At 71.8% G+C, this 13161-nt stretch carries 11 protein-coding genes; 7 read left to right on the top strand and 4 right to left on the bottom strand.

What is annotated here, in order from left to right; all coding sequences use genetic code 11:
* Window positions 1-6: 6 nt before the first annotated feature.
* Window positions 7-1143, bottom strand: coding sequence for an 8-amino-7-oxononanoate synthase (locus tag ABZ406_RS20015; protein ID WP_357763583.1), 1137 nt, complete (start codon window positions 1141-1143; stop codon window positions 7-9).
* A 203-nt stretch (window positions 1144-1346) separates the two neighbouring features.
* Between ABZ406_RS20015 and bioB the strand changes: the two genes are divergently transcribed.
* The 3 genes from bioB to ABZ406_RS20030 are packed head-to-tail and all read left to right on the top strand — an operon-like array spanning window position 1347 to window position 3050.
* Window positions 1347-2342 carry a biotin synthase BioB gene (gene bioB, locus ABZ406_RS20020; RefSeq protein ID WP_357763586.1) on the top strand — a complete coding sequence of 332 codons (996 nt, stop codon included), beginning with the start codon at window positions 1347-1349 and terminating at the stop codon, window positions 2340-2342.
* Between the two features lie 5 nt (window positions 2343-2347).
* Window positions 2348-2539 carry a hypothetical protein gene (locus tag ABZ406_RS20025; RefSeq protein WP_357763589.1) on the top strand — a complete coding sequence of 64 codons (192 nt, stop codon included), beginning with the start codon at window positions 2348-2350 and terminating at the stop codon, window positions 2537-2539.
* A 4-nt stretch (window positions 2540-2543) separates the two neighbouring features.
* Window positions 2544-3050: a GNAT family protein gene (locus ABZ406_RS20030; protein WP_357763592.1), complete on the top strand. Its 507-nt coding sequence runs from the start codon at window positions 2544-2546 to the stop codon at window positions 3048-3050.
* A 123-nt stretch (window positions 3051-3173) separates the two neighbouring features.
* On the opposite strand, the gene ABZ406_RS20035 is transcribed toward ABZ406_RS20030, so the two are convergent.
* Window positions 3174-6077: a glycoside hydrolase family 9 protein gene (locus tag ABZ406_RS20035; protein ID WP_357763596.1), complete on the bottom strand. Its 2904-nt coding sequence runs from the start codon at window positions 6075-6077 to the stop codon at window positions 3174-3176.
* A 434-nt stretch (window positions 6078-6511) separates the two neighbouring features.
* Here ABZ406_RS20035 and ABZ406_RS20040 point away from each other — a divergent pair, with 434 nt between their 5' ends.
* A complete protein-coding gene (locus ABZ406_RS20040) occupies window positions 6512-8077 on the top strand; it encodes an aldehyde dehydrogenase family protein (RefSeq protein ID WP_357763599.1) in 1566 nt (521 codons plus the stop codon).
* A gap of 62 nt (window positions 8078-8139) precedes the next feature.
* On the opposite strand, the gene ABZ406_RS20045 is transcribed toward ABZ406_RS20040, so the two are convergent.
* Entirely contained in the window at window positions 8140-9216 is a 1077-nt protein-coding gene (locus ABZ406_RS20045) for a GNAT family N-acetyltransferase (RefSeq protein WP_357763602.1), read from the bottom strand.
* A 90-nt stretch (window positions 9217-9306) separates the two neighbouring features.
* Entirely contained in the window at window positions 9307-10008 is a 702-nt protein-coding gene (locus ABZ406_RS20050) for an amino acid-binding protein (RefSeq protein WP_357763605.1), read from the bottom strand.
* Between the two features lie 150 nt (window positions 10009-10158).
* On the opposite strand from ABZ406_RS20050, the gene ABZ406_RS20055 reads away from it, so the two are divergent.
* From ABZ406_RS20055 to ABZ406_RS20065, 3 genes are all read left to right on the top strand, one after another.
* Complete coding sequence (locus ABZ406_RS20055) at window positions 10159-11238, top strand: phosphotransferase family protein (protein ID WP_357763608.1); 1080 nt, start codon at window positions 10159-10161, stop codon at window positions 11236-11238.
* Entirely contained in the window at window positions 11238-12452 is a 1215-nt protein-coding gene (locus ABZ406_RS20060; protein ID WP_357763611.1) for an acyl-CoA dehydrogenase family protein, read from the top strand. Before ABZ406_RS20055 ends, ABZ406_RS20060 begins: the two co-directional genes overlap by 1 nt.
* Window positions 12453-12835: 383 nt before the next feature.
* Window positions 12836-13161: hypothetical protein (locus ABZ406_RS20065; RefSeq protein ID WP_357763614.1), on the top strand; the 326-nt coding region annotated here is incomplete at its 3' end.

Raw genomic sequence — 13161 nt, forward strand, 5'->3', positions numbered from 1 at the left:
TCACGCTCACGGCGCACAGTCCACGATGACGTCGAGCGCCCGCTCGAACGCCACCCTCGGCACTCCCGCGCTCACCGTCAGGCGCAGGCGGGAGCGGCTGTCCGGGGTGGACGGTGGCCGGAAACAGCCCACCGCGACGCCCCGGTCCCGGCAGTCCGCTGCCCAGGCGGTCGCCGCCTCCGGCCCCGGGGCGGTCACCGAGATGACCGCCGCGTCCGGGGCGGAGACGGTGAGCCCGGCCGCCCGCAGTCGACCGACAGCCAGCCGCACCCGGTCGGACAACTCGGCGCGCCTGTCGTCGCCGACCTGGGCGAGCCGCAGCGCCGCGTGCACACCGGCGGCGACCGCTGGCGGCAGTGCCGTGTCGAAGATGAACGTGCGCCCGGTCTCGATCAGATGCCGGACGAACTCGGCCGGGCCGGCGACGACGCCACCAGCGCCACCGAGCGCCTTGGACAGGGTGGCGGTGACCACCACGTCCGGCTCACCGGCCAGCCCGGCGGCCGCCACCGCGCCCGCGCCGGCCGGCCCGGTCAGCCCCAGCGCGTGCGCGTCGTCGACGAGCAGCAGCGCGCCGTGGCGGCGCGCCACCGCGTGCAGTCGAGCCAGCGGGGCGAGGTCACCGTCGACCGAGAAGACCGACTCGGTCACCACCACCGCCGGGCGGCCGGGTGCGGCCGCGAGCGCGGCGGCCACCGCGTCGACGTCGGCGTGCGGGGTTACCACCGTCTCCGCACCGGCGAGGCGACAGCCGTCGATGAGCGACGCGTGGTTGTGCGCGTCGGAGACGAGCAACGTCCGAGGTTGGACGAGCGCCCGCAGCGCACCGAGGTTGGCCAGGTAGCCCGAGGAGAAGACCAGGGCCCCGTCGGTGCCCAGCCAACGGGCCAGGTCCTGCTCCAGCGCCCGGTGCGCGTCCGTGGAGCCGCGCACCAGACGCGACCCGGTCGCCCCCAGCCCGTACGCCAGGAGTGCCGCGGTGGCCGCGGCGGTGACCTCCGGGTGGGTGGCCAGGCCGAGGTAGTCGTTGCCGGCCAGATCGGTCATCTGATCGTCGGCCGGACGCGGATGCAGCCGCCGGGTGAGCCCGGCCTTGGCCCGCAGCTCCGCACGGCGGTCGAGCGCCGCCAGCCAGTCCGCCACCGTCACCCTCCCCCGCTGTGCGTGCCGGTCAGCCCGACACCCGCCGGGCGAAATTACCACCCGCCGCCACCGGCCCGACGGTTCCACTCGGTGCGAGGTGCGGACGGGCCGCCAGGTCTTCCGGCTGATCGGAGAGCCCACGGCCGGTACGAGGGCCCCTGGCTCGACCGAGCCTCTGGTACCGGCCTAGTAGGGTACGAGCCATGCCAGAGATCCTCGACCAGGCCCGGACCCAGGTCCTGGGTGACGGTGTCGGCCTCGATCAGGCCGGCGTCCTCGCCGTGCTGAACCTCCCCGACGAGCACCTGCCCGCCGCCCTCCAGCTCGCTCACGACGTGCGGATGCGCTGGTGCGGCCCGGAGGTCGAGGTCGAGGGAATCGTCTCGCTCAAGACCGGCGGCTGCCCGGAGGACTGCCACTTCTGCTCGCAGTCGGGCCTGTTCACCTCACCGGTGCGTTCGGTCTGGCTGGACATCCCGTCGCTCGTCGAGGCGGCGAAGCAGACCGCGGCGACCGGAGCGACGGAGTTCTGCATCGTCGCCGCGGTCCGGGGCCCGGATGCCCGGCTGATGAAGCAGATGCGCGAGGGCGTCGCCGCCATCAGGGCGGCCGTCGACATCCAGGTCGCCGCGTCGCTGGGCATGCTCAGCAAGGAGCAGGTCGACGACCTGGTCGACATGGGCGTGCACCGCTACAACCACAATCTGGAAACGTGCAGGTCGTACTTCCCCAACGTGGTCACCACGCACTCGTGGGAGGAGCGCTGGGAGACGCTGCGGATGGTTCGCGACTCCGGCATGGAGGTGTGCTGCGGTGGCATCCTCGGCCTCGGCGAGACAGTCGAGCAGCGGGCCGAGTTCGCCGCGCAGCTCGCCGAGTTGAACCCGCACGAGGTGCCTCTCAACTTCCTCAACCCGCGCCCCGGCACCCCGCTCGGTGACCGCCCGGTGGTGGAGGGCAAGGACGCGCTGCGGGCCATCGCCGCGTTCCGGCTGGCCATGCCGCGCACCATCCTGCGGTACGCCGGCGGCCGCGAGATCACCCTCGGCGACCTCGGCACCCGCGACGGTCTGCTCGGTGGCATCAACGCGGTGATCGTCGGCAACTACCTGACCACGCTCGGTCGACCGGCGACGGCCGACCTGGAGCTGCTGAACGAGTTGAAGATGCCGGTCAAGGCCCTCTCCGCCACGCTGTGACGACGATGACGACGACGCAGCCGTGGTGCGACAGGTGCGGTGAGCCGGCAACGGCCACCGCCCACCCGGCGTGCGCGTCGGCCCGCCAGTTGGAGCCGCCCCGCTTCTGCCCCCGCTGCCGTCGCCGGATGAAGGTGCAGGTGCTGCCGGTGGGCTGGTCGGCGGTCTGCGTCGAGCACGGCGAGATCCGGGGCTGAGCCGGTGCTGCGGGGGCGGGCGGTGACACTACGACAGGCGACGGTCGCGGACGTGCCGGCTCTCGCGGCGATCCGAGCCGACCCGGAGGTACGCCGGTGGTGGCGGGGCGGTGACGACCTGGCCGATTCGGTCCGCGCCGACCTCGCCGACGACGACCTGCACCTGTACGCGATCGAGCACGACGGCCGGGTGATCGGCGCGATCCAGTGGCACGCCGAGGCGGACCCGGACTACCGACACGCGAGCATGGACGTCTTCCTCGATCCGGCGGAGCGCGGGGCCGGCCTCGGTGGTGACGCGATCCGCACCCTGGCCCGCCACCTGATCGACGAGTACGGCCACCACCGCTTCACCATCGACCCGGCGGCGGCGAACAGCGCCGCCATCAGGGCGTACGCGAAGGTGGGTTTTCGTCCGGTGGGGGTGCTGCGCCGCTACGAGCGCGGCGCGGACGGCCGCTGGCACGACGGTCTGCTGATGGATCTGCTCGCCGACGACCTGGTGGAGTGAGCGGGCGGGTCACCACACCTGCCCTGAGACAAGATCCGCGCAACTACGCGGAAAGTGCTGCCTCCCAACGCGAGGAGGCAGCACTTTCGGTGATGTTGCGCGGATCTTGCGGACTGGTGCCGGTCAGGCGACGGCGCAGGGGGTGTTGTTGACGGTGAAGGCGGTCGGTTTCGGGTTGCTGCCGCTGTACGTGCCGTTGAAGCCGAAGCTCACCGACGCGCCGGCCGCGATCGTGCCGTTGTAGGACAGGTTCGTGGCGGTGACCGCCGCGCCGCTCTGGGTGACCGCCGCCGACCAGCCCTGGCTGACGCTCTGCCCGCCGGGGAAGCTGAATCGCAGCGTCCAACCGTTGATCGCCGTGGTGCCGGTGTTGGTGATCGACACGTTGGCGGTGAAGCCGCTGCCCCAGTCGGTGGTGGCGTACCCGACGGAGCAGGTGCCGCCGACCGGCGGGGCCGCGGTGGTCACCGAGACCGGCACGGACGCCGCCGAGGTGTTGCCGGCCGCGTCGACTGCCACCACGTAGAACTGGTACGCCGTGGAGGCGGTCAACCCGGTCACCGCGATCGTGCTGCCGGTCGGCGACCCGACCAGCACGTCGGTGGCGCCGGCCTCGCGGTAGACCCGGTAACCGGTGACGCCCACGTTGTCGGTCGACGGGGTCCAGGCCAGTGTGAGCCCGGTGGCGGTGACGGCGGAGGCGACCGGGGTGCCGGGTGTGCTCGGCGCTGTGGTGTCGGCGGTGCCGGCCGGTGGCGTGGTCACGCTGAGCTTCGGCGAGGCGGCCGACTCGTTGCCAGCGCCGTCGCGCGCCACGATCGTGTACTCGAACGTCCGCTCCGGAAGCAACGTGGTGATGGTGATCGTGTTTCCGGTGACCCGCCGGGTCGCCACCACGTCGTTACCGACCATGAACTCGCGGACGTCGTACCCGGCGAGGCCACTGCCGCCGCTGTCGGTGGACGGCGCCCAGGTCAGTGTGACAGTGCGGGGGCCGAGATTCGACGCCACCGGGGTGCCGGGGACGGTCGGCGCCGTGGTGTCCGGGACGACCGGGCCGGGCTCCTCGCCCCAGACCCGGGTGGTGCCGGAGTACAGCGGGACCTTCCGGTTGGGCCCGGCGGTGGCCTGGTACGACGGGTCGTTGGTCGGATCCCAGGTGCCGCCCTCCGGCACACCCACCTTGAACTGCACCTCCATCCGGTGCTGCGACTGACCGGCCGGGGCGATCGTGTAGCCGGTGCAGTCCACCTCGACGTACCAGATGTCGCCGCTGTACTGCTTGGCGGTGGTCGGCGACGGGCAGCCCTGGGTGTAGCCGGCGGTGACCTGCACCGGGCCGGTGCCGTCGGGGCGGAAGTAGTACCGGAACCTGCCGTCGGTGAGCGCACGGGCCGGGAACGCGGACTTGTTGTAGACCATCACCTTGAGCCCGGTGGCCCGAGGTTCGGCCTGCGTCACTGTGGTCTCGACCGTCAACTCGTCGATGTCCGGGGTCTCGGCGACCGGGAAGTTCGCCAGCGGCGTGCCGCCGTACTCGGAGGTCAGCCGGACCAGCGCGGACGTGAAGCCGGCGTTGTAGTCGGTGGCCACCTCGTTCATCACGTAGTCCGAGCGGCTGTCGCTGTACGCGTCGTTGGCCGAGGACGGGCCACCGACGAGCGCGCCGTACAGGGTGTGCCGGGTCTCGACGGGGACCGTCTGGCTGTCCCACCAGGAGCCGTGCGCGGTGCGGTGATGCGGGTTCTTCGGCGAGTTGGCGCCGAACCCGATGACGTAGCTGGAGTTGCGGGGGTTGTCGCCGAGCGCGTAGTTGATCTGTCGGACGGCGAAGTCGTGGTAGCGCGCCTTGCGGGTCGTGTCGGTGGTCTTGTCGCTGTAGACGAGCGCGGCGAAGGAGGTGTTCGCGGCGTAGCGCAGTGCGCCCCAGGAGTCGAGCACCGCCATCCCGCCCGGCGAGTAGGGCACCCGTTGCCCGTTCACCCCGACGGTCCAGTAGTCCAGCCACCTGTTGGCGTCGTCGACGTACTTCTGCTTGCCGGTCAGGTTGGCCAGCAGCACGTACGCGCCGAACTGCTTGTTGTCCCAGGCGATCGTCCACTTGTAGGAGCGGGTGGTGGACTGGTTCTCGGTGCCGAGCTTGTCGTACTCACTCTCGGCCTTGGTCAGGTAGCTGGCCTCGCCGGTGGCCCGGTGCAGCCAGATCGCGGCCCAGACCAGCTCGTCCTGCCAGCCGCTCCACGAGCGGTAGAAGCTGGTGGCGTCGGTGATGCACTCGTGGTACGCCTTCCGCACGGTGTCGGCGAAGGTGTAGAGCTGCCGGGCGTGCCCGAGCAGCTTGTCCGCGTAGGCCGCGTCGGTGGGCCGGAACACCATCGACGAGGCGGCCATCGCGGCGGCCGTCTCCCCCGCCAGGTCCGCGCCGCCACAGCTCGCATCGATCTTGTACGCGGGCCGCGCCATCGGCATCACCTCGGCCGGGCCCCACCACTTGTGGTCGTCGTCGCCCTTGCCGACCTGTCCGTAGAGGACGTTCGCCGACGGGTGCGCCTTGATGAAGTAGTCGTTGACGAAGCGCAGGTTGTTGAGCAGGTGCGGCAGTTGCCCGGAGGCGGTGTAGCCGCTGCGGTACTCGACCGCTCCCCAGGCGAGCATCGTGGCGCTGAACGCCATCGGGAAGCCGAACTTGACGTGGTCGCCGGCGTCGTACCAGCCGCCGGTGAGGTCCACGCCCGCGCTGGCGCCGTCGGTGAGCGCGCTGTCTCCGCGCCAGGAGACCCGGTTCCAGTCGGGCAGTCGACCGGACTGCTGCGCCTCGTAGAAGAGCAGCGACTTCTGCAACGCCTCGGCGTAGTTGTACGTCGCGGCCGGCGCGGCGGTGGCGGGCCCGGACGGCGGCGCGGTCACCGCGAGGGACGCGCCGGTGAGCAGCGCGACGCCGATGGCCAGCAGCCGCCGCGGCCAGGGCTGGTCGGCGGCCGGTGACCGGCCAGGCTGGCCGGTGAACGGCCGGGTCAGGTGGCGCATGGCGGGCTCCTGTCGGAGGCGCCGCCGGCGGTCGCACCGACGCGGGACGGCGTACGGGCGGCACGGCCACCGGCGACAGCGGGGGTGGCGGTGTGTCCATGGGTCATGGAAGCGCTCCCATGGATAACCGACAATGTAATGGTCGGGTCGACGGTTGGGAAGCCCGCCGGTCGTGGCCGAGGCACTGGGCGCCACGTCCGTACCAGCCGGTAACAACTGCGGACCATCTCACACCATCGATGCTTCTCGATGGATGAGCGCCGTTTGCGCAGCTCACGGTGAAGGTGACCAAACCAATTTCCGCACCGCTGGAGCGCGTCGACGGCCAGCCAGACGAACGTACTGTTGCTGACCCACTACAAAGCGCGAGACAGTACCGCTCACCAGCGGTGCCGTCGACGCCGCCGCTCCCCGGTCAACCCTGAGGAGAAGCGATGGCACCACGACTCGCCGACGACACCGCCTGGACCGACATCCTGGCCCGCGCGGTGGCAGTGACCCCGGAGGCGTTCGGCGCCCAGGTCGACGGCATCACCACACTGCACAACCTGGTCGAGGGCGAATGGCGGGCCGTCGGCCAACCCACCCCGGTCCGCACCCCGCTGGACAACACCGTCCTCATCAACCTGCCCCGGGTCGACGCGGCCACCGCGCGCGCCGCTGTCGCACACGCCGCCGCCGCGCACCGGGCCTGGGCGCAGACCCCACTGGCCGACCGCAAGGCCCGGGTCGCCGACGCCCTGGACTCGCTCACCGCCCACCGCGACCTGCTCGCCCTGCTGCTGGTCTGGGAGATCGGCAAACCGTGGCGGCTGGCCTGCGCCGACGTGGACCGGGCACTCGACGGCGTCCGCTGGTACGCCGCCGAGATCGACCGGATGCTCGCCGGCGGCCGTGAGCCACTGCCCGGGCCGGTCAGCAACATCGCGTCGTGGAACTACCCGATGAGCGTGCTGGTGCACGCCGAACTGGTGCAGCTCCTGGCCGGCAACGCGGTCATCGCCAAGACGCCCTCCCAGGGCGGCGCGGTGTGCCTGACCGTCGCGCACGCGCTGATGCGCCGGGCCGGGCTGCCCGCCACCCTCGTCTCCGGCAGTGGCGGAGAACTCTCCGAGGTGCTGGTCCGGGCACCCGAGATCGGCGCGGTGGCGTTCGTCGGGGGCCGTTCCAACGGCGGCAAGGTGGCCGCGGCGCTGCTCGACAGCGACAAGCGGCACTTCATCGAACAGGAGGGCCTGAACGCCTGGGGCATCTGGAACTTCACCCAGTGGGACCTGCTGGCCACCCACCTGAGGAAGGGCTTCGAGTACGGCAAGCAGCGCTGCACCGCGTACCCCCGGTTCGTCGTGCAACGCGACCTGGTCGACGAGTTCCTCGACATGTACCTGCCGGTCGTCCGCTCGATCCGCTTCGGTCACCCGCTCGCCGTCGGCGACGACTGGACCGCCGGTGACCCGCTGCCCGAGCTGGACTTCGGGCCGCTGATCAGCGCCGCCAAGGCCGACGAACTACGCCGCACCGTCGACGAGGCGGTCCGCGGCGGCGCGATCCCCCTGCACCGGGGCAAACTCACCGGTGCGCCGTTCCTGCCCGGGCAGGACACCTCCGCGTACGTGGCGCCGTCGGTGCTGCTCGCCCCACCCGGACGGTCCCGGCTGATGCACGCGGAGCCGTTCGGGCCGGTCGACACGATCGTCGTGGTGGACACCACCGACGAACTGCTGGCCGCCATGAACGCCTCCAATGGCGCGCTGGTGGCCTCGCTGGCCTGCGACGACACCGACGAGGCCGGCAAGCTCGCCGTTGACCTGCAGGCGTTCAAGGTGGGCATCAACAAGCCGCGCTCACGCGGTGACCGGGACGAACCGTTCGGCGGCCGGGGGGCCTCCTGGAAGGGCGCGTTCGTCGGCGGCGACCTGCTCGTGCAGGCCGTCACCGTCGGCGGCGACAGCCGGCTCTACGGCAACTTCCCCGACTACACCAGCTACCCCGCCACCTGACACCGGCAACGCGAGAGGCCCCTTGTGGACGCTCGGCGCGCACAAGGGGCCCTCGTCAGGCTCTACCGGACCGGCGTGGAGAATGCGCCATTCCGGTCCGCCGGGGCCGCCACCGCGAGTGGCACGGTGAGGGTGAGCAGCCCACCGTCGCGCTCCGCCGTGGCGGGCCGACCCAGCCGGTGCAGCGTCCGCAGCATCGGGTCGTTGGTGGCCTGGACGTGCAGCACCAGCGCCGAGTACCCGGACCGGTCGGCGTGCTGGACCAGCCGGCGCAGCAACGCCGACCCGAGCCCACGCCGCTGCCAGTCGTCGCGCACCAGCAGCGCCACCTCCGCCTCGTCGCCCTCACCGAGCAGGTTCGCCATGGCGACCACCGACTCGGCCGTGCCGTCGGAACCGGTGGTGCTGGCGACAAGCGTCAGCCCCCGGGTCGGCTCCAGCAGTTGACGCAGACGGGCCGGCCGGGGCAGCGCCGCCCCGCCCAGATAACGCCGCTGCCGGCTGCGCGGCGAGCACGCCTCGTGCAGCTCCACGACGCCGGACAGGTCGTCGGCGGTGGCCGGGCGGACCACCACCTCCGCGCCGTCGGGCAGCACCACTGTGACCTGCTCCGCGGCACGACGCGCCACAGAGGCGCCCAACTCGACAAGGGCCTGCGCCCGCGCGTACTCCGCCGGGGTGAAGTCGGGCGCGGCCCGGCGCAACGCGAACGAACCGCCCGCCGGGTCGGCCAGCAGCATGCTGGCCCCGGTGATTCCCCGTTCGGCGCCCACCGACGCCGGTCGCCAGCTGACGACGTCGGCAGCCAGCAGGGTCCGCAACGCCTCACCCGTGGCGTCCGGGTCACGCACCAGCCTGTTGGCCAGCCCGAGCACCCGGGTGGGCTGGTCGGCCAGGCCACGCGCCTCGCTGCGCGCCACCCAGCAGTCCCGCCCCCGACCGCGCTCGACGGCGGCGATCAGCTCGGCCTCGTCGAGCGCGTCCGGCGCGTCGACAAGGAAGTCGTCCACAGCGCCCTGCTCGGTGGGCTGCACCTGGAGGGTGAGGATGTTGACCCCTCGCAACGCGAGGCTCGCCGTGAGCACCGACAGGTAACCCGGTCGGTCGTCCACCGTCGCTCGGATCCGCCACAACGTCATGGTTGGCTCCCTTCCCCACCCAAGAGCCTCACCCCCGCCTGTTGCCGCCCGGTTGCCCAGCGGTGTCGGCCCGGGAACTCCTCGGGCCGTTCAGGGGCCGGCGACGACCGGCGGCACCCCGACGAGGTCGAGTCGGTCGCCGAGGATCACCGCACAGGCACGCACGAGCTGGGTGAGCCGGTCCACCTCGGTGCTGTGGAACGCCGCGGCGGAGAGAGTCTCACTGCGGTCGCGGGCCACCACCAGCACCAGGCCCGCCCGGCCGAAAGGCGCTATCGCGTGGTGGGTGCCGTCGGGCGTGGTCATCGACCGACCGCGCAGCGGGGTCACCTCCGGCAACCGCAGGGGTACGGGAGCGCGCCAGCTCGCGTGCCCCACCGTCGCCCCGCCGCCGCCGGTCCGCGAGGCCCAGTCGACGGGCACCACGGCGGCCACCGCCCAGTCGGCTGCCAACAACCCGGGCACCGCATCGACGAGGGTTGCCAACCCGTCGGCCGGGTTGGCCGCGACCTGGGCCAACAGCTCCGCGTCCTGGCCGGTGGTGGTGGGCGCGCCGATCGCCCGCCACACACCGTCCACCCGCACGCCCGGTATCGCCGCCAGGCCAGCCAACAGCCGCTCCACCCGTGCCGCACCCGGCCAGACGACAGTGAAGTCGTCCACCGCACGCCCACCGAGTCGTTCGAGCACCACCACCTGGACGATGTCCGCCCCGGAGACACCCAGCGTGCGGGCGACCTGACCGAGGGTGCCTGGACGGTCCGGCAGGGTGACCCGAACTCGCAGCAACATGTCTGTCCCTCCGCTCGGCGGGCCGGCAAAAGAGCGGCCGGCAGGCTGACCCCAGCCTGGTAGTTGACCATTTCGTCCCTGTTGCAGAGGCATGTCCCGAGCGGAAATTCTGACCTTGACAACGTGAGCGGGCTGCCATCAACTAGTCAGATGAGCGATCCGGCCGTCGATGAGTCACGGCCGGGGGCCGTTCCCGTCTCCCCGGCAGGGCTGAACCTGGACCGTCTCGCCGGCCACCTGGCCCAGCACCGCCCCGAGCTGGCCGTCATGCCGATGCGTGCTCAGCTGATCGCGGGCGGCAAGTCCAACCTCACCTACCTGCTGCACCTCGGCGACCGCGAGGTCGTGCTGCGCCGCCCGCCGCTGGGGCACGTCCTGGCCACCGCCCACGACATGGCGCGCGAGTTCCGGGTCATCTCGGCACTGGCACCGACCGAGGTGCCGGTCCCCGGCGCGCTGCTCCTCTGCACCGACCCCGAGGTGATCGGCGCACCGTTCTACCTCATGGAACGGATGCCCGGCGAGGTGTTCCGCGCCCGCGCGCAGACCGACCCCCTCGGCGACGAACGACGCCGGGCCCTCGCCCTGGCGATGATGGACACGCTCGCCGCGCTGCACACCGTCGAGCCGTCCACCGTCGGGTTGGCCGACTTCGGCCGCCCCGAGGGTTACCTGGCCCGGCAGGTCCGCCGCTGGGCCGGGCAGCTCGACCGCTCCCGCAGCCGCCCACTGCCCGGCATCGACGAGCTGCGTGACCTGCTCGCGGCGACCGCCCCGGAAGGCGCGAACGCCGGCCGGATCGTCCACGGCGACTACCGGCTGGACAACCTCCTCGCCTCGGCCGACCCGGTCGCCGTGCACGCCGTACTCGACTGGGAGATGGCCACCCTCGGCGACCCCCTCGCCGACCTGGGGCTCTTCCTGACGTACTGGGACGTGCTCGGCGACAGCGACAGCGCCGCCGGCAACCCCGTCGCCGACGGGCTCGGCCCCCGCGCCGGCTTCCCGACCGGCAGCGAACTGATCGACAGGTACGCCGGCCGCAGCGACGTTGACGTCGGGCCGTTGCACTGGCACGTGGCGCTCGGCTGTTTCAAGCTCGCTGTCATCTGCGAGGGCATCCACTACCGCCACACGCTCGGGCAGACGCTCGGCGAGGGCTTCGACCGGATCGGCGAGATGGTGGCACCGCTGGTCGCGCACGGGCTGACCGCCGCCAGGGAGCGGTGATGGACTTCTCATACGACAGCCGGACCGAGGAGCTGCGCGACGAGCTGAGCCGGTTCCTGACCGAACACGTCTACCCCGCCGAGGCAGTGCACGCCGAGCAGGTGGCCACCGGGGACCCGTGGTCGCGTACCCCGGTGCTGGCCGAACTGAAGGCGGAGGCCCGCCGTCGCGGCCTGTGGAACCTCTTCCTGCCCGACCCGCGCTACGGCGCCGGCCTGACCAACCTCCAGTACGCCCCACTGGCCGAGCTGACCGGCCGCAGCCCCCACCTCGCGCCCGAGGCGGTCAACTGCGCGGCACCGGACACCGGCAACATGGAGTTGCTTGCCGAGTTCGGCTCCGAGACGCAGCAGAAGCGGTGGCTGATGCCACTGCTGGAGGGTGAGATCCGCTCGGCGTTCTGCATGACCGAGCCGGACGTCGCCTCCTCCGACGCCACGAACATCGCCACCCGGATCACCCGCGACGGCGACGAGTACGTGATCAACGGGCGGAAGTGGTGGTCGTCCGGTGCCATGGACCCGCGCTGCGAGATCTTCATCGTGATGGGCAAGACCGACCCCACCGCCGACCGGCACCGCCAGCAGAGCATGGTGCTGGTCCCCCGGGACACCCCCGGGGTGACGGTGCGCCGCGGCATGACCGTCTTCGGCTACACCGACGGCTCACACGGCGGGCACGCCGAGATCGACTTCACCGACGTCCGCGTCCCCGCGGAGAACCTGATCGGCGCCGAGGGCACCGGCTTCGCCATCGCCCAGGCCCGGCTCGGCCCGGGCCGGATCCACCACTGCATGCGATTGATCGGAATGGCTGAGCGGGCATTGGAGCTGCTCTGCAAGCGGGCGCTCGGGCGGATCGCGTTCGGCCGACCGCTCGCCGAACAGGGCGTGGTCCGGGAGTGGATCGCCGAGTCCCGGGTCCGCATCGAACAGGCCCGGCTCCTGGTCCTCAAGACGGCCTGGCTGATGGACACCGTCGGCAACAAGGGAGCGCACACCGAGATCCAGGCCATCAAGATCGGCACGCCGGCGATGGCGGAGTGGGTGATCGACAAGGCCATCCAGGGGTACGGCGGCGCGGGCGTCAGCCAGGACACCCCGCTGGCCGCCCTCTGGGCGCAGACCCGCACCCTGCGCCTGGCCGACGGCCCCGACGAGGTCCACCGCAACTCCCTGGCCAAACGCGAACTCCGCCGCTGGGCGCCCGCCTGACCACAAACGCCGCCCGCCCCCTCACCCCGCCCCGCTCCTCGAACGCTTCGCACCCCGGCACGCCCCGCCCGCCCGGCATGCCAAACCGTACGCACGCCGCACTCACGGCACGCCGACCCGCATGCACGCCGCACGCCGATCCGCGTGCGCGCCGATCCGCATGCACGTCCGCACGCCGATCCGCGCGCGCGGCTCGTCCGCACGCCGATCCGCGCGCGCGGCTCGTCCGCACGCCGGCCGGCCCGCCGGCCCCAAGATCGTGCTCGATACTGGATGTAGTGGTGTGCGGCCGCCGCGAGGCCACTAGATCCAGGACAACGCCGTTGCGTTTGGCGGAACGGCTGTTCGTCAACCGGCGCCAGCTAGCCGATCATGGAGTTGTGGTGGGCACCAAAACGCCAGAAAACTGCCAAAACAGGCACCACAACTCCATGATCGCCGGGATCCGAACTCCCCTGCTCGCCGATCTTGCACTTTCTGTCCCGACACAACAGGCATTCCACTCATGTCGACGACCGAAACTGCAAGATCAGCGCGATCTTGCCCGGCCACCGTTCGTGATCATGAGGTTAGCGGAGCGGATTGCCGCAAATACCCAGGCCAACTCCATGATCACCGCGCGAGGAACGCACCGCGCGAGGAACGCACCGCGCGAGGAACGCACCGCGCGAGGAACGCACCGCGCGAGGAACGCACCGCGCGAGGAACC

The sequence above is a fragment of the Micromonospora sp. NPDC005710 genome (genome assembly GCF_040630995.1).
Classification (GTDB): Bacteria; Actinomycetota; Actinomycetes; order Mycobacteriales; family Micromonosporaceae; genus Micromonospora.

What these genes read in the sequence shown, in the direction of transcription:
- bioB (WP_357763586.1), top strand. Translation starts at nt 1,347, where the DNA reads ATGCCAGAGATCCTCGACCAGGCCCGGACCCAGGTCCTGGGTGACGGT.
- ABZ406_RS20025 (WP_357763589.1), top strand. Translation starts at nt 2,348, where the DNA reads ATGACGACGACGCAGCCGTGGTGCGACAGGTGCGGTGAGCCGGCAACG.
- ABZ406_RS20035 (WP_357763596.1), bottom strand. Translation starts at nt 6,077, where the DNA reads ATGCGCCACCTGACCCGGCCGTTCACCGGCCAGCCTGGCCGGTCACCG.
- ABZ406_RS20040 (WP_357763599.1), top strand. Translation starts at nt 6,512, where the DNA reads ATGGCACCACGACTCGCCGACGACACCGCCTGGACCGACATCCTGGCC.
- ABZ406_RS20045 (WP_357763602.1), bottom strand. Translation starts at nt 9,216, where the DNA reads ATGACGTTGTGGCGGATCCGAGCGACGGTGGACGACCGACCGGGTTAC.
- ABZ406_RS20050 (WP_357763605.1), bottom strand. Translation starts at nt 10,008, where the DNA reads ATGTTGCTGCGAGTTCGGGTCACCCTGCCGGACCGTCCAGGCACCCTC.
- ABZ406_RS20055 (WP_357763608.1), top strand. Translation starts at nt 10,159, where the DNA reads ATGAGCGATCCGGCCGTCGATGAGTCACGGCCGGGGGCCGTTCCCGTC.
- ABZ406_RS20060 (WP_357763611.1), top strand. Translation starts at nt 11,238, where the DNA reads ATGGACTTCTCATACGACAGCCGGACCGAGGAGCTGCGCGACGAGCTG.